The organism is Nitrosopumilus sp. b3 (assembly GCF_014078525.1).
Taxonomy (GTDB): domain Archaea; phylum Thermoproteota; class Nitrososphaeria; order Nitrososphaerales; family Nitrosopumilaceae; genus Nitrosopumilus.
The window spans coordinates 1-22,895 of the sequence record NZ_MU078695.1 but is presented as its reverse complement, the minus strand read 5'-3'; the positions used below and the strand labels follow the sequence as shown (position 1 = coordinate 22,895).

General features: G+C 30.9%; 25 protein-coding genes. 5 read left to right on the top strand and 20 right to left on the bottom strand.

Translation table 11 applies throughout. From position 1 onward, the window contains the following. The first annotated feature begins 56 nt into the window (after positions 1-56). Positions 57-632, top strand: coding sequence for a hypothetical protein (locus tag C6990_RS05310; RefSeq protein ID WP_182129179.1), 576 nt, complete (start codon positions 57-59; stop codon positions 630-632). Positions 633-840: 208 nt separating this feature from the next. Further along, positions 841-1,497 carry a hypothetical protein gene (locus tag C6990_RS05305; protein WP_182129177.1) on the top strand — a complete coding sequence of 219 codons (657 nt, stop codon included), beginning with the start codon at positions 841-843 and terminating at the stop codon, positions 1,495-1,497. 35 nt (positions 1,498-1,532) lie between these two features. Here the strand turns inward: C6990_RS05305 and C6990_RS05300 are convergent, their stop codons facing one another. Continuing rightward, entirely contained in the window at positions 1,533-1,910 is a 378-nt protein-coding gene (locus C6990_RS05300; RefSeq protein ID WP_182129174.1) for a hypothetical protein, read from the bottom strand. 144 nt (positions 1,911-2,054) lie between these two features. On the opposite strand from C6990_RS05300, the gene C6990_RS05295 reads away from it, so the two are divergent. Then, positions 2,055-3,488: an NAD(P)/FAD-dependent oxidoreductase gene (locus C6990_RS05295; protein WP_182129172.1), complete on the top strand. Its 1,434-nt coding sequence runs from the start codon at positions 2,055-2,057 to the stop codon at positions 3,486-3,488. 2 nt (positions 3,489-3,490) lie between these two features. Here the strand turns inward: C6990_RS05295 and C6990_RS05290 are convergent, their stop codons facing one another. The 4 genes from C6990_RS05290 to C6990_RS05275 all read right to left on the bottom strand — a co-directional run bounded on the left by C6990_RS05290 (position 3,491) and on the right by C6990_RS05275 (position 5,463). Beyond that, positions 3,491-3,931: a hypothetical protein gene (locus C6990_RS05290; RefSeq protein ID WP_182129170.1), complete on the bottom strand. Its 441-nt coding sequence runs from the start codon at positions 3,929-3,931 to the stop codon at positions 3,491-3,493. Positions 3,932-4,008: 77 nt separating this feature from the next. After that, the gene (locus tag C6990_RS05285) at positions 4,009-4,491 is read right to left on the bottom strand and encodes a universal stress protein (protein WP_255465246.1); all 483 of its coding nucleotides are present in this window, start codon (positions 4,489-4,491) and stop codon (positions 4,009-4,011) included. A 60-nt stretch (positions 4,492-4,551) separates the two neighbouring features. Beyond that, complete coding sequence (locus C6990_RS05280; protein WP_182129168.1) at positions 4,552-5,049, bottom strand: response regulator; 498 nt, start codon at positions 5,047-5,049, stop codon at positions 4,552-4,554. A 30-nt stretch (positions 5,050-5,079) separates the two neighbouring features. Then, a complete protein-coding gene (locus C6990_RS05275; RefSeq protein ID WP_182129166.1) occupies positions 5,080-5,463 on the bottom strand; it encodes a response regulator in 384 nt (127 codons plus the stop codon). A 113-nt stretch (positions 5,464-5,576) separates the two neighbouring features. Between C6990_RS05275 and C6990_RS05270 the strand changes: the two genes are divergently transcribed. Beyond that, positions 5,577-7,034 carry a sensor histidine kinase gene (locus C6990_RS05270; protein ID WP_255465245.1) on the top strand — a complete coding sequence of 486 codons (1,458 nt, stop codon included), beginning with the start codon at positions 5,577-5,579 and terminating at the stop codon, positions 7,032-7,034. 23 nt (positions 7,035-7,057) lie between these two features. Here C6990_RS05270 and C6990_RS05265 read toward each other — a convergent pair whose 3' ends face one another. Then, complete coding sequence (locus tag C6990_RS05265; RefSeq protein ID WP_182129164.1) at positions 7,058-7,426, bottom strand: response regulator; 369 nt, start codon at positions 7,424-7,426, stop codon at positions 7,058-7,060. 135 nt (positions 7,427-7,561) lie between these two features. Here C6990_RS05265 and C6990_RS05260 point away from each other — a divergent pair, with 135 nt between their 5' ends. Further along, a complete protein-coding gene (locus tag C6990_RS05260; RefSeq protein ID WP_182129162.1) occupies positions 7,562-8,209 on the top strand; it encodes a hypothetical protein in 648 nt (215 codons plus the stop codon). Here C6990_RS05260 and C6990_RS05255 read toward each other — a convergent pair. From C6990_RS05255 to C6990_RS05190, 14 genes are all read right to left on the bottom strand, one after another. Beyond that, a complete protein-coding gene (locus C6990_RS05255) occupies positions 8,206-9,588 on the bottom strand; it encodes a YncE family protein (RefSeq protein WP_182129160.1) in 1,383 nt (460 codons plus the stop codon). The two genes, C6990_RS05260 and C6990_RS05255, sit on opposite strands and share 4 nt — an antisense overlap. A gap of 150 nt (positions 9,589-9,738) precedes the next feature. Then, positions 9,739-10,116 (bottom strand): response regulator, encoded by a 378-nt coding sequence (locus C6990_RS05250; protein ID WP_182129158.1) that lies wholly within the window; start codon positions 10,114-10,116, stop codon positions 9,739-9,741. A gap of 164 nt (positions 10,117-10,280) precedes the next feature. Beyond that, positions 10,281-11,087, bottom strand: a complete 807-nt coding sequence (locus C6990_RS05245) for a CheR family methyltransferase (protein ID WP_182129156.1) — start codon at positions 11,085-11,087, stop codon at positions 10,281-10,283. Beyond that, entirely contained in the window at positions 11,087-11,800 is a 714-nt protein-coding gene (locus tag C6990_RS05240; protein ID WP_182129154.1) for a chemotaxis protein CheC, read from the bottom strand. Before C6990_RS05240 ends, C6990_RS05245 begins: the two co-directional genes overlap by 1 nt. A gap of 10 nt (positions 11,801-11,810) precedes the next feature. Then, positions 11,811-13,403, bottom strand: coding sequence for a chemotaxis protein CheA (locus tag C6990_RS05235; protein ID WP_182129152.1), 1,593 nt, complete (start codon positions 13,401-13,403; stop codon positions 11,811-11,813). Next, the gene (cheB, locus tag C6990_RS05230; protein WP_182129150.1) at positions 13,354-14,409 is read right to left on the bottom strand and encodes a chemotaxis-specific protein-glutamate methyltransferase CheB; all 1,056 of its coding nucleotides are present in this window, start codon (positions 14,407-14,409) and stop codon (positions 13,354-13,356) included. The genes C6990_RS05235 and cheB overlap by 50 nt, the downstream gene beginning before the upstream one ends. Positions 14,410-14,640: 231 nt before the next feature. Beyond that, complete coding sequence (locus tag C6990_RS05225; RefSeq protein WP_182129148.1) at positions 14,641-15,207, bottom strand: chemotaxis protein CheW; 567 nt, start codon at positions 15,205-15,207, stop codon at positions 14,641-14,643. Further along, positions 15,207-16,574 (bottom strand): methyl-accepting chemotaxis protein, encoded by a 1,368-nt coding sequence (locus C6990_RS05220; RefSeq protein WP_182129146.1) that lies wholly within the window; start codon positions 16,572-16,574, stop codon positions 15,207-15,209. Before C6990_RS05220 ends, C6990_RS05225 begins: the two co-directional genes overlap by 1 nt. 84 nt (positions 16,575-16,658) lie before the next feature. Continuing rightward, a complete protein-coding gene (locus C6990_RS05215) occupies positions 16,659-18,143 on the bottom strand; it encodes a flagellar assembly protein FlaJ (protein WP_255465240.1) in 1,485 nt (494 codons plus the stop codon). Then, positions 18,140-19,810 carry a type II/IV secretion system ATPase subunit gene (locus C6990_RS05210; RefSeq protein WP_182129144.1) on the bottom strand — a complete coding sequence of 557 codons (1,671 nt, stop codon included), beginning with the start codon at positions 19,808-19,810 and terminating at the stop codon, positions 18,140-18,142. The genes C6990_RS05215 and C6990_RS05210 overlap by 4 nt, the downstream gene beginning before the upstream one ends. Positions 19,811-19,818: 8 nt before the next feature. After that, on the bottom strand, positions 19,819-20,520 hold the full coding sequence (locus tag C6990_RS05205) for a DUF7125 family protein (protein ID WP_182129142.1): 702 nt from the start codon (positions 20,518-20,520) through the stop codon (positions 19,819-19,821). 78 nt (positions 20,521-20,598) lie between these two features. Further along, a complete protein-coding gene (locus C6990_RS05200) occupies positions 20,599-21,102 on the bottom strand; it encodes a hypothetical protein (RefSeq protein WP_182129140.1) in 504 nt (167 codons plus the stop codon). A gap of 11 nt (positions 21,103-21,113) precedes the next feature. After that, positions 21,114-21,593: a flagellin gene (locus C6990_RS05195; protein ID WP_182129138.1), complete on the bottom strand. Its 480-nt coding sequence runs from the start codon at positions 21,591-21,593 to the stop codon at positions 21,114-21,116. Next, positions 21,593-22,741: a hypothetical protein gene (locus C6990_RS05190; RefSeq protein ID WP_182129136.1), complete on the bottom strand. Its 1,149-nt coding sequence runs from the start codon at positions 22,739-22,741 to the stop codon at positions 21,593-21,595. Before C6990_RS05190 ends, C6990_RS05195 begins: the two co-directional genes overlap by 1 nt. Between the last annotated feature and the right edge of the window lie 154 nt (positions 22,742-22,895).

Sequence of the window (22,895 nt, the reverse complement as noted above, 5' to 3'; positions counted from 1 at the left end):
GTTTTATCTGACCTTGTTTTTATTATCCAAATTTTGGTAATTGATTTGAAGAGAGAATGAACAAATTATTATTTTTACTACCATTAATTGCAATCCCAATTTTACTTGTAATGACTAACCAAGAGGGGGAAAAATACTCTGAACTTGAACTAACTGGACAATCAGCAATTTTAAAAGTTGGCGAGGATTTTATTGAACAAGCATCTAAAGAGAAACCCCAAGAAGTTCATACTTTGAATGAACTGCGAGAAATCACAGAAGAAGAAATTCGTAAAGAAACACAAATACCAGATCTTAAAGAGAGTGAAAAGATATTTGCTAATGGAATGAAATTAAGTGATAATTATAATCAAGTAAGCTTTGACTACTCTACAGAAAAAATTGGTGATGATGAATATTTTTCTGAATTATTGAATTTTCAAATAAAATATCAGAAATACATGACTGCAATTGATTCATACATTGGTGATGATGATATATTGTCTCTTAAACATTCACTGATGCTGGAATATGAAAAAATCAATCAAGATATAATTTTATTAAAAAATTCTGGAACCTTAGATGAGAAATGGCAATCACAATCCAAATATGATAAATACAAAGAGTTTCTACCTTCTATGTTTGAACCATAAATCTAATTTTCAAAAATAAAAATGATAAAAATAATAATCCATCAAAGACCAGACTAGTGTCCAACAAAAAGTAGTTTTTTGCTGTTTTTTTAGCTTTGACTCGTTATTATTTTTTATCTATTCTTAGAAAAATAAAATTTGATAAATGATGTTGCGTGTTTTTTTTGAACTAGCTGATTTCTAGATGGTCCAATAGCTTTTCATAATTATGGCATTATTCAATAAAAATAATCCTGATTACTTATTTCATCCCTTTTTTGAATTTTTAATCATAGCATTTTCTTTAATTGCAATTTTGGTTCCACTACGAATTTTTGCCAAAATTATTTTTGTTGATGAATGGATTGGCTCTATTGGAATAATTACTGTGATTTTTGGGTTGATATTATATCTATCAAAAAAAGAAAAATTGGGAATTTTTGGAAAAATGTTTATCCGTCAAATTACTAAAAATCACAAAGGAAAACGAAAATGGATAATTTACTCTCAAACAGGCTTGTTTTTATCAATGGGGGCGTTGACAATTTTTTGCATTCATTCAGGAAATACTGAATACTATCCATTAAAAGAACAAGTAATTGCTGAATTTGGAAACCAAGGAATACTAATTGACTCTGAGTTGAACTTTGATGCTATCAATCAAATATCTTCCCAAGTTTCTCCAGAAGAACAAGTTGGAGCAATTGCTGCATTACCTATGTTGACAATCCAAAATTTTGAAATTTTCTCTGTAGTACTGTCAGTAACCGATCAAATGATGGGGGGATGGGTCATGTATTTTTGGCAAATAATGGTTATTGAAACTATGGAGGTTTCAATATTTTTAGGCATTTCAAGAAAATTTATTTTTAAAAATATTCCTTAACATTAATTCTTTAAACTTTAATTTTTTTGCAATTGCTATCTTGCTTTCTTTTTTAATGCTTCTTTATAATCGTCATATGCATTATCTTTGGTAATTTTTGCAGCATCCAAAATTACTTTGGTCGCATCAATGTCATCTTGTACTTGTGAACTTTTAGCGGATTTATAATTCTCCTTGGCAGTTTTCCATGCTGCAAATGCTTCTTTGTAAGCTTCAAATGCTTCTCTTTTTTCTTCAATTACTTCTTTTTTGTTACCTTGATTATCATAAGGTTCACTGTTTGTTTCTGCTGTGTCCCTTGCTGCTTTATTTCTCGGATCTGTATCATGGTGTGCATCTACTACTGAAACTGTTTGCGCTAATAGTAAAATTGTTACCAACATTATTGTTGAAGAAATTATTTTAGAATTCATAATATCTATTATTTATTTGAAAATATTATCTAGTGTTTGTTTGATTCAATCACTCAATTTTTGTTTCAAATTACTTCTCAAAATATATTTTTTGTAGAAATCAAACAGACAGGTTGTTTTTAGATTGTTACAATTTAATCATTTATGTCTGTGATTAATTGTAATTGCTGTGATCTTGTATTTGATTCCGAATCAAAATATTATGCACATTACGTAGCTACTCATAAGAGTACTTCGCCATCTATAAAGAAAATTTTGATTTTAGGAGGAGGTTTTGGTGGAATAAATGTGTTAAATAAAATTGAAAAAAAGTTTCAAAATGAATCTATTGAAATCACTATTGTGTCTGATGAAAATTTCTTTCTTTTTACTCCCATGCTGCCTCAAGTCGCCTCAGGATTGTTGCATCCAAGCAACATTACAATACCAGTAAGATATTTTTGTAAAAAGGCAAAATTTCTACATGCCTCAATTGATTCAATTGATTTGGAACAGCAATTAGTGACAATTCAAAGATCATTTGATAATAAAGTCAGAACTTTGGAATATGATTATCTAGTATTGGCATTAGGTGGTCAAACAAATTTTTTCAATAATGAAAATCTTGAAAAACATTCATTCACAATGAAAACTATCGCAGATGCAATCGCAATTAAAAATCATCTGATTGTCATGTTGGAGCATGCTGCGCAAACAGGAAATTATGAATTACAAAGAACCTTGTTAACATTTGTAGTTGTAGGTGCCGGATTTGCAGGAGTTGAAACAGTTAGTGAAATTAACCAGTTTATTAAAAATTCAATATCAAAATCATACCCTACAATAAATCCAAAAAATGTTAATGTAATTTTAGTTTCTGCAAAAGATCGTATCTTGCCTGAAGTTGATGAAAAATTATCTGAAAAGGCTACAGAATTTATTGAAAAAGATGGGGTAATGATTTTAAAAAATACAAAAGCTATTGATGCTGATGAAGAGAATGTTCACTTAAGTAATGGCGGGAAATTATCTTGCGCTACTTTGATTTGGACTGGTGGCACAAAAATGGATAGAGTGATTTCTGAATTAAAATGTGAACATGGTCTTGGCGGGAGAGTTATAGTAGATGGATCATTGAGAATGAAGAATAAAGAAAATGTCTTTGTTTTGGGCGACTGTGCTCTGATAAAGGATGATTCTTTGAATTCGTATTATCCGTCAACTGCACAGCATGCAATTAGAGAAGGAAAAACTGTCGCAGAGAATTTACTGCTTTCATTTAAGAAACAAAATAAATTAAAAAAATTCACTTTTCATAGTTTAGGTATAATGGCAATTATTGGTGAAAGAGTTGGAATAGCAACAATTGCCGGAAAAAACATTTCAGGTCTTTCTGCATGGTTGATTTGGCGAACATACTATCTATCAAAAATACCCACATTTGGTAAAAAATTAAAAATTTGTGTAGATTGGTTTACAGACAGTATTCTGGCACGAGATGTAACCCTTGTTGGTTCTATCAAAAAGAAAGAAATTCATTCAATTCATGTAAATGAAAATATGCCATCAATAAAGGAACAATTAATATCCGATATCTAATATTATCTAAAAATCACACATAAAGAATTTTGATTAGAAATCATGTGATAAGAATAATTTTTCAAACATGTTTTAAATATTTTTTCAAAAAACTTTCTCAAAAACTTGTTCCCGTTATCCCCTAATTCATGAATGACTTTGAAATTACTCCTTCCTGATTTTTGCATGTATTCAAATTTACCAAAATTTGAATCTTGGAAGAACTTTTCACAATTTTTAGCAACTTCCCCTACATTTCTTGAACTTGTCAATATTGCTTTTGTGTTAATTGTTTTTATTACAATATCGTTGATTGCTTTTTCCACTGCCTCATTAATGATGTTATTTATTGAATGTATATCAAAATTCATTTCATTATTACACTCTACAGATTTGTAAAATTTATCAAAAAGTTCTTGCTTATTTTTATAGTCGTCTAAATTTTTATTTAATTTTATATTCAAATTCTTTTGCAAACAAATATTTCTAAATTAAATCTAGTATTATCATATGTGTGTCGTTTTTATACAAACGTTGGCTCTTATTTTACTAGTAATACTGGAACTGGGGAGTTTTGTGATACTTCAAGAGAAACGCTTCCTAGCATTAATTTTCTATCCGAACCATTCCCTCTTGTGCCCATAATGACTAGATCTGCTTTTGTAGAATAAATGTAAGACATTACCGTCTGAGTAATTGATGATGAAGCTGCAACAAAAGTCCTGCATTCAATACCATACTCTTTAGCAATTTCTTTTAATTTTTTATGTTTTAATTTAATTTCATTTAATTTGCCTTTCTCTATGATTGTTTGATGTGCATTATAATCTAAAAATGAAATTGATCCATGATCACTATGGTAAACTGAAAGAATAATGATTTCTATTTTATGGCTAAAATTTAGATTTATTGCATGCAAAAATGCTCTATCTGACATTTTTGAATTGTCAAATGGGACAAGAATTTTTTTAAAAAGAGCCTTTGAAAATTTTTCTTGTTGTGGTGCATTTATTTGCATACTCATACTAGATTGTAAATTTTAAAGCAAGTTGTATGATTAAATTAAACAGAATATGGTCTCAATCTATTCTAATTTATCATGAATCTTTTTCATGATCTCTAAATATGTGCTAATTTGTGCGTGAGTAGGCTCAAGTTCTTTTAGATTTTTTATATCTACATTAAGCTTGGCTAATTCTTCATATGTTGTGGTATCTTCAATTACATTCAAAAGCTTTTGTAGTCCAAATGGTTTTTGAAGCAGCTCTACAATTTGTTTCAGAGTCTTAATTGATTCTTTTAATGTATCCTCAACATATGCTGATGCAAACAAAATTCTCTGATTTGGACATTTGGCCAATATCTCTGATGCTACCTGCATTCCATTTTTGCCTGATAACTGATAATCTAAAATTACTATATCATAAGGAGTGGATTCAGCATTGGGAACAAAATTATTAAAATATGTTTTTAGTCCGTTTTCTCCATTCATTTCTAATGTGACATTATGATTATTTGATTCAAGGAAAATTTTGTATTCTTCTAATAAATCAATTTCATCTTCTATAATTAGAATTTTCATATTTTGAATACTCTCTCTAATATTTATAATCTATGTTGGAACTATTTGTTTTTCATTATTTGAGACATTCTCAACTGCATTCATAATTTGGTTTATTTTAAAAGGTTTGAAAATCACTGCATTTACATCACACTCCTTTAATTTTTTATCCGTCTCTTGAGTTAAATCTGCAGTAACCATGATTATTTTTGCATCTTTGAATTTTTTCCTTAATTCTGCTATAAGATAAAACCCATCATATTCTGGCATCCAAAGATCTGAAAAAATAATATCTGGTTGCTTTTCTTCAAATAGTTTTATTCCGTCTAGACCGTTGTAAGCTTTACCTAGAACATCTATATTTTGTAATGAGAGAAATTCTGAAAATACTTCTACTGTATCAAAATCATCATCAACAATTACTGCACTAGTCATATTTATTCACAATTTTTCTATATCAAAAGGAATCGTTCTGATTTTTTGAACAAACAAATACGTCTGTTTAAACTAAACAAGCAGTAATTCAAGTTAGTTTTAATTAAAACAAAATGTTGTTAGAGATTTCTAGTCATTCTCAATTTAGAATTGGAATATGTATATCAATGATAATTTTGCTGTTGGGAGTTGTCTCAATTTATACTATAAAAACAATGGATGACATAAATCAGAATTATAACTTTATTTTAGATTATAATGAAAAAATTTCTAATTTTGATGATATTAAAGTAAAGTATGAAAGACAGATGACAATATTTGAAAGTTTAAAATCTGAAGAAAACTTGGTAGGTGTTGGAACATTTTGGATATATAATACTGAAATTAAAAATAAAATTTATGATTTTAATAGATTAATCTTGGATAATCATCAAATTGATGAAATCTTAGCTAATGAACAATTCTTCGAACTTGAAAATACTGTTAATTTGTATTATAATTTGCACTTGGAGTATGAAAATAGTGCATCAAATGCATTATCATATTTTTATGATGGAAATTTTGGTGGATTTTTACTAGAATATGAGAATTTGAAATATTTACAATTTGAATTACTTGAAAAACTCCAAGATATTGAACAAATGCTTGAGATAATCCCAGTACATTCAAAATTATCTGTAGATGAGATAATTGTTGATTTCCAGATTTTACAATGGACTATGATTATTTTAGTGGGGGTTGTAACCTCTATGTTGGTCTTCTTTCTCAATCAAACAAATAAAAATCTCAAAAATGAAATTAAAACACAAACAAAAGATCTTCAAAAACTAAATGAAAAATTAAAAAAAGTAGATAAAAAACGGGAGGAGTTTATATCAATTGCATCCCATGAGCTAAAGGGTCCGATTCAACCCATTTTTGGCTTTGTTGAACTTGCAAAAACAGGCATAATTTCAAAACAAGAAGCTCTCGAAGGAATATCTAACATTGCCCTTAATTTAGAAAATATTGCAAATAATGTACTTGATCTCACGAAAATTGAAAATGATGAGTTGGAATTACATCTGGAGAAAAACAACATAAATGATATCATTTCTGAAGTTCTAGATTCTGAGCATTTTAATCCTGATAGAAAAGTGCCAATAAAGACTAGGCTTGATCTTGATGTTATGATTAACCTTGACAAAACTAGAATTAAACAGGTTCTTAGAAATATTATAGATAACTGTATTAAATTCACAGAAACTGGGGATATTACAATTCAAACAAATCTACTAAAAGATAAAAAAACATTGAAACTTTTCATAAGTGACTCCGGTCCTGAGATTCCAAATGATGTCCTTCCAAAAATTTTCAAAAAATTTGTAACTAAAGGAAATTACAAAATTTCAGGCTTTGGACTTGGATTGTATATATCTAAAAAAATTATTGATGCTCATAATGGAAAAATTTCTGCATATAATAAAAACGGACACCCTGTCTTTGAAATTGCATTGCCTATAGTTGACTTTGATCTTACTTGGAAAGATTCAGTTGTAGATGACATAGAAAACAGCATAAAAAATAATTAGATATAAAAAATTCTATTTTAAATCTAAACTAATTCTAGAATTTTTGAAAGTTGGAATGGTTTTTGAAGAAATAATATTCTATCTTTTAATTTTGAAAAATTTCTTTCAGTTGATAGTGCATATGCTGATGCAAGAATAATTTTTTGCTTTGGATTCAAAGATAAAATATCTGATGCTACTTCTGCCCCATTTTTTTGTGGCATGGAATGATCTAAAATCAACACATCAAACTTACTTTCTTTTGAAACATCATCCATACTACTGATATATTTCTGAATGCAATCATCCCCATCTTTTGCAATTTCAACCTCATGATTTCCACTTTGGAGTATTTTTTCATATTGCATGGCAGTAAATCTATTATCTTCTGCTACTAGAATTCGTTTTGACATATTTTTTTGATAATTTCGCTGTTAATCATATATTGTCTGTTCACAACAAACAAGAAAACATGATTTTTACTCTGATACAGTTCGTTCAATTGTCACACATTATATGATATTATACAAATACTTGTGATTATTTCTATGAGATTTGAAAATTCTGATAATTTTGATGAATTTGAATATGATTCTAAAAAAGAAGCACAATTATTAGAAAAATTTAACGATTACGCAAATCTGGAAAAAAAGATTTCAAAACGGGCATTTCTTGAAGTTTCTGATGAATCAAAACCTGGGAAATTTGGTAAAAAATTCATAATCTCTGCAATGATACAGGGTGCAATAGTTACTGGATTGACAATAGCACTTTTCCTAAACCAACTTCTGGTATTCAATGGCAATACTCAAAATATGTTTGAATTTGCGTTTACTGATAATTTGGGAATTTTCTTTTTTGGATTTGTTCTTCAAATTGGATTGACTGCTGGATTGGCAACTATTGGAATATTTTATAATCATATTGAAACAAATCTTCAAAACGGATTTTCAAAATTTAATACTCTTTTATCGTGGATTCATCTGTTTGGAACAAATGTGTTTGGAAGCATGATTACAATATCATTGATTTTTGCAGGAATTGCTACTAGCCCGTTATATCAAACTGAATTAAGCTATCTATTATCCTCGATTCCATCATTAGTTTACATTTCTGCCATTAGTCTTGCAATAGTTTTAGGGATTGGAATTCTTGGAACATCATTTTTGTTTATCAAAAAAAATTCTGATGATTAAGATAATGCACAAATAGGTAGAATACTTACCCAAACATCAAATGGGTTTATGTTGTCAATATCATTAATAGGGAAAAATGCATCATCATCACAATTAATTTCTCTTGTTGGCTGACTGCCTAGATCATCACTGAACATCATGGCTAGATCAGTTGTCCAAGAAGGGACTATGGCTGTTTTTGGCTGTAGTTCCTTCTTTTCATTATAATCGTCAAGCAGAATACGTGCTATTCCATTACCGTCAAATTCTCCTGTGATTCCCAAATTCTTCAAAAGTCCTGAAATCATATCCGTGTCAAAATCTTCACGTTGAGGAACATTGGATATACCTTGAATTACTTCTAAAATCAATTCGTCATTTATAGAGTCATTGTCAGTGATTATTTCCTCAATAATTGGTGAAAGTCCATGGTATTCGTAATCATACACTACTGAAGATACTGAGTTTGATAAAGGATTGGTAACATAAATGATATTTGAAGTTGGCGAAGCAATCATGGACTGTGGAGAGTCTAAAACAGAAATTGTTTGAATCTTTCTAGAGTTTTCATCTAATAGATATAGTTCATTTGAATGCTCATTTGAAATAATGGTTATTCCATTGTTTTGATTGGTAGTCATTTGCCATGCTCCAGATATGATGGGGATTTCATAAATTATTTGATCAGTTTGAATATCAATTACTATTATTTGATTAGAATCCCAACTTGACACGTATAGCACTTTACTCTTTTCATTTATTGAAAGACCCCAAGGTTTTACACCTGGATTTATTTCATAAATTAAACTGTCTGTTTCCCCATCAATTACGTTAATTGCTTCTGAAGTGCCACTTGCAACATACACTTTGTTAGTATTTTGATTTATGGCAATTGACCAAGGACTTGAATTTACAAATATGGATTTAATTATTTTAAAATTATTTTTATCAATCACAATTATTTTGTTTTCAACTAAGTCTGAAATGTATAACTTGTTGCTTTTCTCATTTATTACTATATCCCATAATGATTCTCCAATTTTGATTGTATTGATCACTTTTCCGTCAATTCCATCAATTATTGAAAGTGTACCAGATATTTTGTCTGTAACATATACCAAATGTTGATTTTTATCTACAGCTAATCTGGTAGGATTTGAATTATTTTCATTTATGCTAATAGTATTCTTTATTATCATATTTGTTGCATCTATCACAGAAATTGTCCCTGATTCATAATTTGGGACATACAAATTATTCAAAAATGGATCAAAATCAATATCTCGTGGAAAACTTCCAACTGAAACTGAATCTTGAATGGCGTAAGCATTTCCTACAAATATGAGACATCCAAAGATCAATACTATAATTGTAATATGTCCAGTATGCTTGAAATTCATGCATAAATTACTGCAAATTAGACTATAGGGAATCCGGAAATATTCTTAAAAATATACTTCCATTTTGGTAGAATGTGCTATTGACCTATGTGAGACTATATTCGACATCTATTTCTAGATTTTAAAGTATTCAAAAACCCCCTAAATTTTTTATTTTGTTCTCAGTACTTTATTTAGCACTAATCCAACATTTCCCCTATCAAATGGTTTCATTATGTAATCTCTTGCACCTGATTTCATTGCATCTTGAACAATATGTTTTTGTTCAACTGATGTAACCATTATCACTCTTGCATTTGGATTTACTTTCATTATTCCTTTTAATGCTTGAATTCCATCAGCTTTTGGCATGTTTACATCCATTGTAACTAAGTCTGGTTTGTGATTGATGTATTGTCGAACAGCTTCTACTCCATCTGGAGCCTCTACAATATCTGTTGCAAGTCCGTTTGATTTCAAAATATCTTTTAAAACTGTTCTCATGAATGATGCATCATCTGCAATTAACACTTTGACTCCGCTACTCAATTTAAAAATACTCCACAAATTTTAGATGATTATTTTTTGTTCTAGATTTCAATGTTATCATATATTATCTTCATACTTGTATTAATATCTCAGAGTTTGTTTAGTACATACAAACATTAAACAATATTATTGACAATAATCAATCTAATTAAATCAAAGATTATCTATATTTTTTGATAAATTCTTTCTTTTGGGTGTAACAATTCAAAAAAATCCTTTCCCTTAGTTCCAATCATAGATTCATCTTGTCCTAAAATCAAAATGCCCCCATCTTTTAATGATTCTGAAAACTTTTTGTAAATGCCCTCATGTGATTTTTTATCATAATATATCAAAACATTTCTGCAGAAAATAATGTCAAATAATTTTTCAGAGATTTTTATCAAATCAATATTTTCATAATCAATCTTAGTAGTTACTTTTTGTTTAACTTGATAACTATCATCCGAAATTTTTTCAAAATATTTATGCATGATTTGGTTTTTGACATTTACCAAATTTGCATTTCGATATACAGCTTTTTGTGCTCGAGTTATTGCATCTTGATTTATATCGTTTGCATACACTCGATAGTTACAGTTTTGAACTTTACATAATTCTTGAAGTAGAATGGAAATTGTATTAGGTTCTTCTCCAGACGCACAACCACAACTCCAAACTTTCATTGAATGAGGCTTTGATTTTTTAATGAAATTAGGTATGATTTCTAATTCTAATTTTTCCCATACATGGGGATCTCTGAAAAATTTTGTTACATTTATTGAAAAAGATGAATATAGTAACTCAGCCTCGTTTGAACTGGAAATTAATTTAACATATTCATCCCAATCTGAAATGTTTAGGTTTCTCATTCTATATTGGACTCGCCTATCGATAAACACAGGTTTAAAATTTTGTATATTTTTACCTGTTTTTTTCTTAATCTGTTCTATGATCTCCTCTATTTGAGAAATTCTTTTAGATTCGAGCATTATGGTTCTCCCGAAATTTTTTCTATTGAAACATAATCTCCAATTAATTCGTCAATGGAATCATTTTTACCTCCTAGCAAATTTGTATTTGACTTGCTCTCATAGTCTTCTACATTTAATATTTCATTTTTAGATGAAATTAGTTTTTTTGCATGATCTGGATGTTGAATTATAATCATATGGATTTCTGTTTTTGTATTTTCTCCACTCAAACTAATGTCTGTGATAATTACATCGTTTGGGCAACTGTCTACATCTTTTGTAGGTTCTTTTATCAAGTCCTTTAATTTACCTTCTTTGAATGATGGTGTTGATAGATCAATACGATACCCTGTGTTTTCAGACAATGCGTTGAAAAATGAGCCCGTTAAAATATTTGCAACTTCTTGTAAAGCAGACATTCCCATCTCATCTAATTCCTGAATTTTTGTTCCTAGTAGTTTTGATGCAATGTTTAATGCATGTTCTAATTTTATAGTATAGAGTAATTCGATATGTAGATCTCCCTTACCATTTAATCTTACAGAGCATAGCTTAATTTCATTGGATGGAAAAGAAACTTCTGCTTTATCTGATTTTCTATTTTCTGGAATTGAAATTTGATGAGAAATTGGTTCATTCAATAATGTAGATAATGCTGAACATGTTTTTTCTGTAATGAATTCTTCAATTGTCCCCGCTAATTCCTGAATTTCGTAGTTTTTCAAGTACATCTATTATCCCCTAATTAATTATTGCAGATGGATCAATAACTAAAGCTATTTTCCCGTCTGGAAGAACGGTTGCATTTGAAAATAACTCTGATGACTCATTTTCATTTAATTTTTTTATAACAATCTCTTGATTCCTTTCAAATTCATCAACTAAAAATCCGTACCTCTTTCCATTGTTTTCAATTATAATTACAGTCAAGTCTTCATTTGGTTTTTCTTTATCTTTTTTTATTTCCAAAAAATTGTCTAAGCGTATCAAAGGAATAATGCCCTCTTGATATTTTATAAATTCTGTATCGTGTAATGTTGATATTTCATCATCCTTGATTTTTATCGTCGTAATTATGTTTGAAAGTGGTATGGCAAATCTTTCTCCAGATATATTGACAAGGAGTCCTCTAATTATTGAGAGACTTAGTGGTAATGATAATACTATTTGTGTACCTTTATTTTTTTGGCTTGTGATTTTTACAGTTCCGTTTACTGCTTCAATCTGAGAAATTACAACATCCATCCCAACCCCTCGTCCTGATATGTCCGTAACTTTTTTCGCAGTGGATAATCCAGGTGCACCAATTAATTGTACTGCATCTTCATCTGAAATTGTGTTTGATTCCTCTAAAGTAATTATTCTTGATTCAACAGCTTTTTCTTTTACTTTGTCTACATCTATGCCTTTCCCATCATCGTCTATAGTGATAAAAACATTTTCTCCTTTTCTTTCAACGATTACGTTGATGTTCCCTACCTCTGATTTTCCGCACTCTATTCTATCTTTAGAGGATTCTAAGCCATGATCTACACAATTTCTTAAAATATGTAATAATGGATCTGTTATCGAGTCTAAAATACTTCTATCTAATTCTATTCCTGAACCATCCATGTTCAGATTGACTTTCTTTCCAAGTTTTTGTGATGTATCACGTACCGTTCTATTACATCTATCAAAAATTTGATTTATTGGAACAAGTCTGATCTTCATTGCGTTGTATTGTAAATCTGTAATTAAACGGTCTATCTGTGATGATACTTGTTTTAATTCATTATGTTTTTTATCTTTGATTGTTTGCTGTAACTGCATTTTCGATGTTAGTAATTCTCCCACCAAATCAACAATGGAGTCCATGTCTGACATTTTAACTCTGATTGTTGATGGTGTATTTTTTTTACTTCCTTCTTGAAATGTAATGTTTTTCATTTCTTCTTCAGGTGATTCTAATTTATTCAAATACGGTTTCAAATCTACTTTTAATTTTTCATCTGATATCATTTGTTGTAATAGATCAATACATACAAAAAGCGCACTTGTAAGATTGTGTGTTAGTTGTTTCTTACCATTTCTAATTCCATCAAAAATATTCTCAATGTTTTTACACAATTCGCTTGTTTCACCATAATCCATAGTTGATGCCATTCCTTTTATGGTATGGGCTGAACGAAATATCTGATCTAAAAATGATCTGTTTGTAGGATTGTCTTCTAATTTTAATAGTGTCTGATTTATCAACTCTACATGTTCTGTTGCTTCTGAGACATACATCTCTCGATAATTATTATCTGGTAAGATTCTGCACCTCTTCGTAAATTTTTGTAGGGATCTCATCTATTCCCAATACGTGATCAGCTGCATTAAGATCGATTACTGCTTTTGGCATTCCGAAAATAACACTGGTTTCTTTATTTTGGATAATTGTGTGCCCTCCTCTTTTTTTAATGGATTTCATTCCGAATCCTCCGTCATGTCCCATTCCAGTAAGAATTACTCCTATCAGATTTGCTCCAAAAACCTCAGATGCTGAAACCATTGTCATATTTACAGATGGTCTTACTCCAAATCTTTTTTCACTTGAATCTAGGTGGATTTTCTTATTTGGCTGTACTACCATATGATAGTCTCCTGGTGCTAGTAGGATTTCATGATCTCTGATGACGTCCCCTTCTTTTGCTTCTTTCACTACAAATCCCGTATTTTGAGATAATCTGTAGGCAAAATGATTGGTGAATTCTTTGGGCATGTGTTGGACAACTAAAATTCCTGCTGGAATATCCTGTGGTACTTTTGCCAATATTCTTTGAATTGTTCCTGGGCCTCCAGTTGATGCACCAATAACAATTAATCTCTCAGATGAACCTATTTTTTGAATTCTTTTCTTACTTGGTTTTAATGAATTGATCTTCTTTGTAATTAATTTAGTTGGATCTGAATTTGAAGCAATTTTTATTTTTGTAATTAATTCATTTTGAAGATTTTCTCTATTTTCATTTGTTTGATTAATCCTTACACAATCTACTGCTCCATTTTCCAATGCATCTAAAACTATTTTTGATCCTTCTTCTGAAAAATTACTTACAACAATTATTGGAATTAAAATTCCTCGCTTGGTGATTTCTTCAATAAAAGTTAATCCATCCATTCTTGGCATTTCTAAATCTAGTAACAAAACATCTGGCTTTTTTTGAGTGATTTTTCTTAAGGCATTTTCTCCATCAGTTGCAATTAGACTTGTTTGAATCCCGTCAACTGAAATTAAATCTGATATGTATGTTCTCATAAGATTTGAATCATTAACAATTCCTACATTGATTGATTTTAACTGCTGATTTAACAATGTGACTTACACCCCCCTGTAAAAAATTAAATAATTACTATATTGGTCAATCATTGTTTTTAAATCTTAAAAAGTTATAATAATATGATGTATGTTTGAGCCGAACAGACTCTGCATTCATTAATTTGATTTTTTATAAAAATCTCCATATTTTTGATTTTATTTTGATGTGATTTGCAGCATCTGATTCAATCATGGGATATATTTGAAAATATGGCATTACTCGTTTTCCTAATTATGAATTTCTTGTTTAATCATTTCTTCAATTTCTGGAATGCTGTCTTCTTTTTCATTTTCTATACTTAGTTCTTGTGAAGTATCTTTTGGTAGTACATCATTCGCATTTTCTTCCAGAAATTTGGGTGTATCTAAAATAACATATAATTTTTCATTAACTTTTGCTATTCCACTGATGTATCTGCTATCTTCAAAAGCTTCAAGAGGTGCGATTTCAATATCTTTTCTATCTAATCTTAGAACTTCGTTTACTTCATCCACTAGCAATCCTGTTAAAACATTGTCAATGTCGGTAACTAGGATTCTTTGTTTAATGTGCTCTTTACTGCCAGAAATTCCAAGTTTTCCATTTACATCAATTACTGGAATGATTTTGCCTCTTAGATTCATAACTCCTTTTACATATGATTTTGATTTTGGTATGTTTGTTATTGGTCCTAATGTTTTGATTTCTTTTACATGCTCAATTGGTATTGCATAATTCCCTTTTTTTGTGGATTCTTCAGTAATTGCAAATGTTACTACTTGTACCATTTCATTAGATGTTTTATCTTCAGGCATCAAAAAATCCCTTCTTTTAATTTTTTAATAATTCCTTTAAATGCTGGATTTGTGTTTTTGCCATTTTCAATATCTTTACAAACTCCCTCCAAACCTATCATCTCCATCAATTCAGTAATTGGTGTCCCGATACAGACATAACCTTTGATTTTATTATTTTTATCGTATGTTGGACTAATTGTTGTTTTAAGCCAGTATGCACTTTTATCTGATGCAATATTTCTTACATATCCCTGAAATACCTCTCCACTAGAAATTTTTTTCCATAATTTGTCTAAAAATGATTTAGCATGCCAATCTAATTTGAATATTTTATACATTTCTTCTTTTTGTTTTTCTTTTGGAATTTTTGTAATGTCTAAAAAGACTTTATTTGTATACTCACTTAGTCCATCTGTGTCTGTTGTAGTTATGACAGTTGTTGCATCTATGACATCTACAATTTCCTCCAGTGTTTTAGCTGAATTATTTGCATCTTTTAGAATTCTTGTTTCTTTTTCTTGTGCTTGTGCAATATCTGAAAAACTGGTCAGATTTGTTTGTGCAACTGAAAGAACTTCTTCACTTGCCGCAGTAGCTTCCTCTGTCCCACTTGATACTTGTTCTGTGGCTGCTGAAATTTCTTGCATTTGATCAACAACTTGTGTCATTGATGTTGAAATATTTTTTATTGCTATTAGGATATTTGTAATCACTTCATGTGCATCCTGAACTATACTGTTTCCTTTTTGAATACTGTCTGTAGTTTTATCTGATGAGTCTTTTAATGATGATATTAATTCTGATATGTCTTCTGCACCCTTTTTAGAATTTTCTGCTAGCCTTCTTACTTCGTCTGCAACTACTGCAAACCCTCTTCCAACATCCCCTGCTCTTGCTGCCTCTATTGCGGCATTTAGTGCCAATAAATTTGTCTGTTCTGCAATTTGAGTGATAAATCCAGTCATATTATCAACTTTAGCAAGCTCCAAAGTTAATTTCTGAACATCCTTTGATGACTCTGAAACAATTGATTTCATACTATCCATCTTATTCATTCCTTTTTCTGCATCTGAACTGATTACTTGTGAAATTTTTTCTGATTCCTTCATCATATTCATTGCTTTATTTGCATTTAATGCAACTCCTTGAATAGCGGATGCAATTGATTGCAATGATTGAGACACTTCTTCAATTCCACTGGTTTGACTTTTTGTGGCAGACTCTAATTCTAATACTGTATCGCTTAACTGCTGGGAAGCAATTACTGCTTCATCGAATGTTCGTAAAACTTTTGATGTAATTTTTTCATCATTTGAGGACTTTGTCTCATTTGATTTAATTTCTGATTGTTTATCATCGATAATTTCAATTGATTGTGATGTCATACCTTCATATCTAGAATTTTCTAGATAATGATTTGTTTGATCATTGCATACAAATGATATGGGTTTAGTTTATGTCGAAAAACTCTATACACCTGGTAATGGCGCTGTGAATATTATGCTGTCCAAAAAGTCTGCCATAAATTCATTTATTGCAAACATTGAGATTCCTCCAACTACAAGTAATATGCCAATATGGAAGAAGACTGTCTTGTATAATCCTCCCTGAATAATCTTGATTGCAAATCCACTAATTATTGATGTCATTATAAGCAGAACAGGCATGAGCATACTCATAAGAACTGGATCAATTGGGCTTAATTCAAATGCTGCATTTGAAAGGTCCCCTTCTGATAAATCATTGAATAATTCGGTTAACTTGTTCATCAAGCCAAATATTGATAGAGATAGAACATGTAGAATTACGACGACTAGCTGAAACGTAGATGCATTTTGAGCTCTTTTTCCTCTTAACTCACTAATCTTCTTTGTAATGTCTGCAACTACGTTTCCTACCAGATTCATATCCGCGCCTTTGTATATTGACGTTGAAACTATATCGTTTCCATTTGCGATAATATGATGTCCAGCTTCAATTGAGAATAATTGAAAACATATGGTCTGATCGATTCTGTTTTTAATTCTGTTTTTTAATCCGTCAATGAATACTTGGATTGTGCCAAAATTACTTCTCATCACTGCCTGAAGTGCTTGGCCCATAGAGCCTACAGTAGATAGCAATTGACCAAAATGAAGTATGAATGTTGGATACCATTCTGTATATGTGGCAATCTTTGATTCTTGCTTTTTTGCAATTATTCCTGGATATAGCAAAGGTATTCCACCTAATCCAATTGCAAGAATGGGTGGTATCATGTTTGTTAATAAAAGGACTGCTGAAACTCCAACCGTCCCAAATATTCCGATATACATCTTCATTCTAAATTTTTTCTCAATAGCATCATCAGTATGGGCCAACACATCTCTTGGGAACATGAAAAACATCATTGCAACAAAAACTGCCATTCCTGCCCCTGTACCCATCATTGAAATTATCAAAATTGTTTCTGAATCACCAAAACCCATTAGCATACTCATAATTGAATTTGCAGAAATCATAAATGATGCAGTAGACATTAAAGTGTAAAACATTTCTGAAAATAGTTTTTGTGTTTCAAGATTTGCCTCATATCTGATGGAATATGATGCTAAGGAATTTTTTAATTCATCCCTAAAAAATGTCTTCAAATCATCACCTAATCTTACAACTTGAGATAATTTTACTAGGAGTAGCTTTGTGGGATCATCTTTTTGATTTGAAACTTTTCTTCCCATCATTTCACATGCAGAAGCTAAACCATATGACCACCCCACACCTAATCTATAGGTGTCTCTAAATGCTTCAGAATATTTTCCATATTTTGAATCTTTTCCGGTTTTAAAAAGTTCTACTGCTCCAATTTCTCCTGTTGAAATACAATATAGTAAACCAATAAAATATACAAAATTTTCATCTACCTTACTTCCTGATGCAAACATGTTTTTTACATCTTTGACTTTGTTTACCATCATTGCTCATCAAGCTCCTTGAGATATTCTTCTAATCCAATTTCATTACAATGTGAAATTGCATTGAATACATCATAATAATTGAAAATTTTCTTCTCCATCATTTTTTCTAAAATTTTTGCCCTTAGCTCTAGTTCGTCATATAATTTTCCTTCATCTTTCTTTTTCATACCTCTTTTTTCTAAAACTTTTGAAATGAATAGTGCACTACTTCCCTTTCCTTTGAATCTTACAGTATCTGTTCCTGCATCCCAATCAAATACTGGAATGAACATGACATTACCATCATTTGAAATTCCTAAAATTTCATTAATTGATAAAACACGACGCACCCTTTTGCCTTCGGGATTAAGAACTGCACCCTGGAATAGTGCCAGATTTAGATTTTCCATGTATGTCTTTGGAATGTTGATTGGATCATTTGAGAGTCTTTGAATAAGAGGAACCATTCCTGCTGCGTGAAATGTTGCAATTACTGGGTGACCTGTCTGCATGGCAGAAAATGCCACGTTTCCTTCAGCTCCTCTGATTTCTCCTACAAGAATATAGTTGGGTCTTTGTCTTAATGCTGCTTTTAGAAGATCATCCATTGTTACACTAGAAGCTGCATTTCCTGTATTCCTGGTGGCTTCTGTAATCCAGTTGTTATGAGGTAAAGTTAACTCTGGTGTATCTTCAATTGTTACTACTTTCCAATTTGCTGGAATGAATGCAGTTAATCCCATCAAGGTAGTTGTTTTTCCTGATGCAGTCTCACCATTTACAAAAAGACTCATCCCTGCTTCTAACATCATCCACAAATAAGCAACTTCAGTGAAATTCATGACACCTGATGTTAGAACTTGAATAATTGATAATGGTGTACTAGCAAATTTACGTATTGTTGCATTCGTTCCTTTTCTACTGATATCTTTTCCAAACACAATATTGATTCTGGAACCGTCAGGCAGTGTTGCATCTACTACTGGCTTTGCATGAGATATTGTTTTTCCAAATTGCTCTGATAAACTAATAATTAACTCATCAATTGCATCCACACTAAGAAAAACAGGAACTTTCAAAGTCCCAAATGCCTTGTGAATAATATACATGTTACCGGCACCAATAATTGAAATGTCTTCCAGATTTGGATCATTTAGAAATGGATCTAAAAGACCTGTGCCTGCACGTTTTTGAAGAAAATGATATTTTAAATCACTCAATTTTTTTGCTTCGACCGGAAATGTTTTGACTGTAAAAGGATCTCCCAATTTTGTATAGTCTACAGCAGTTGACGATGAGACTAATGTTTTGTTGAGATAATTATCAACCATGTTGAATCTTTCTGTGATTTCTACTGGTGGATCTAGACCACCAGCTTTTGCAGCAAATACTTTGTCTGCAAATTCCATTAATTCTCTATCAGGCTCATCAGGCTCAATTATGACATATTCGTTATATCCGTCATCAGAAGTAGTATGTGGATTTATGTGAATGAATGTGTCTTCTGCTACAGAATAAATTAAATTTGGCTCTTTCAGCTTTTTGTGCTCTGCCTTTAACTCTTCAGAGAAAAGAGGGAGAGGATTCCCTTTGCCTTGATATGTTTCTAGATAGTTTTTGAGATATGGTTTTTCCTTAATTTTTGCAACAAATTCTGCATCATTAATCTTTGATAAGTCAAAAACCATTCTCTCACCTATGCGTTAGCCATTGATACTGGGACAATCTTTATGCCAAAAATCAAATCTACTTCAAATGCAAAACCTGCTTCAGGAGTATCTGCAGCACCTAGTAATTTTATAATTTTTAGAGTTTTGACTTCTCTGTCTCCCACTACCACAGTTCCTAATTTTAGATATACATCTGCAGTTCCCACTACTGCAGTATTCGTTGCTTCTGAAAAATCAGATGAATGACTTGTGATTATCACTGTTTTGCCTTTTGCAACAATTTCTTTACAAAATGAAAGAAAGTCTAAAATTGATTCATTTTTAGAATTATTGACCATTGGTGAAATTGAGTCTATGATGACACCGTCTACTTTGTCTATTTTTTCTAAAATAAATTCTTTAATCGCAGGTAGTATTCTCTCCGTATTTTTCTCAGACCATTTTGCATCTTTGATGTACATTGGAACAAATATCAGTTGACTGCGAACAAAAGGTTTTGAAAAATTAAATGTAATTGATTTCATTTTTTGAATATGTTGTTTTACTGTGTTTTCAATTACACAAAGGAGGCTTTTTTTTGTTGTTAGCAATCCATTCATTATTTGGGCTGAGATTGCACTTTTTCCCGTACCGTGAGCTCCTTCAATAAATACAAGTGATGGTGATGGAATCCCTCCTCCAAACTGTCTATCTATTTCTTCATTTCCTGTAGAAATAATATTAAGCATAAGTACACCTCAAATTGAACACAAGCAACCTACGAGAATTTTCTATTAAAGAAAATGTTTGACTTTTTTGAACAGAACTTAGACTAATTTTGTTTCTTTTACTACAACCCCATTATCTGTTGAAATAACTACTATCATTGTAGTACCACTCTGCAATACTCTGCTTATCGTACCTTCAATTATTATGGATTCCCCTTGATTAATAATTTCAGGATCTATCACATCATTAGTGAATAGGGTAATACACCATTTTCCTACTCCACATACATCTGCATATTCTAAACTTTCGGTGTATGTTGTCCCACCACTATCATATGTAATGATCATGTCGAATTTGTCATATGCCCATAATTTCTCAATTCCTGTGTTTGTTATGCCTATTGTAAATGTGGAAGCAGGAGCAGCTGTAATTATGGAATCAATTGTGAATAAAGTTTTCAGTATTTTATTTTCCAAATCCGATGTTTCAGTAGTTGCATCAGAAAACAATGCAGCTTGATCTGTAAATCCTCCAAATGTGAATATCACATATGTAATACCAAACATGATAATTCCGCCACTAATTGCATTACTTAGACCCATTTGAAATCCTCCTAAGATACGGAGAATATGTGATCATTTGATTCTCCATTTGATATTGTGAGTTGAATCAAATATGATGTGGAAGTTTGTAATGCCGAATCATCTTGTAATTGGATTTGTATGGTTTCCCCCTGATTCCATACTGAGCTAGTATTGGTACTACCTTCAAAACTCCATTGTGGAGTTGAACCTGTTGAATAGCCGACATAATTTACTGCAGTAATCGGCCCAAAATACACATCGACTGAATTTAATTCTCGAATAGGGGTTAATCCTGTATTTTTTATCCAGGCATTCACTGAAGTACTATTTATCTTACTTACGTGAATAATTTCAAATTTGCTTAACATTTTGTCTTTTTGTGCTTCTGTATTTGCCGTGTAATACCCTTCAAACGTGCCTACCTTACTAACTACAATACCTGTGATAAGTCCTGCAACTACGATTGATGCTATAATTAAAATTCCCTCACTAATCATTCCTGATGACATTAGTTCACCTCATTTTCAATTGTTTTTGCCAACATCTTCTCCATATCTGATTTTTCTTCATTATCTTTGGGATTGTCGGTTGAATTATTTTTTTTATCGATAAATTGTTTTAATTGCTTCTCATCAATTGTAATATTCAAAGTTTTACAGTGTACTTTTGCTAACTCAAACACTTCTTCTGGAACGAAATCTCTTGATAATTCATCTACTAGAGTAATGACATCTTCAGGTAAATTTGAATCTTCTTCAACTTTTTGCACAACTGGTTCTTGCACAACTGGTTCTTGCACAACTGGTTCTTGCACAACTGGTTCTTGCACAACTGGTTCTTGTTTTTGTGAATCTGATTTATTGGAATCTGTAGTGCTTGATGGTTTTTGGACTAATGCATCAACATCAATTGTCTGAATATTTTCTTTAAACGGTGCATCTTCCTTCATAAAGTTTAGCGGATTGTTCATATCTGTAGTCAACAATTTGATATCAGTTAATGTGCTCTCAAAAGAATTTGAAAGAATCTCTACTTCTTCTTTAACTGTAGTAAGATCTTGCTTAAACTGGTCAAAATCTGTTTTTAGGGTCTGTATATCATTTTCAATTGGCTCCATTTTCTCCATTATAATTAATTCTGTGTCTGAGTTATCTAGTGAAGAATCTGAATAACTATCATCTGTATTTGCTTCTGCTCCTGCCAATAATGCCTCGATTTCTGAATTTCCTCCTGTACTTTCTTCGGATTTTCCTCCCTCCTCTGTTTTTGCTATCATTGCATCGATCTCAGAACTTTTCTTTTCTTTTCCTCCCTCCTCTGTTTTTGCTAGCAATGCTTCCATTTCTGACATTCCTGAATCTTTGTTTGAGTCTGCACCTGATAGCAAAGCATCAATCTCAGAATTTCCAGCAATTTCGGAATTTGTTTCTTCAATTTGATTTCCAGTTTCAACTTTGGAATTATTTTTATCACTCCCCTTTCCTTTAATGGAGATGTTTTTTACTGATAAATTTTTGATTGATAAATTTTTTAAATTAATTTTTTTAAAATTTATTCCAACTACTACAGCAACTAGTGGTAAAACTAAAGTAAAAAGAACATATTGCTCATCAAATAGATATTGGGGAAACATTTCATAAAGTACAAGAAAATACATTGCGAATCCTAAAAAAATTATTAATTTTAAATTGCTTTCACTAATTTTTATTTTAGAAAAAATAGTTGATGGGTGGAGCATAAAAAACTCTCCTATCCCAAATCTACTACATTAGTTGTGATTGTTGGAACTTGTCTTTCTACAGTTAACGCTG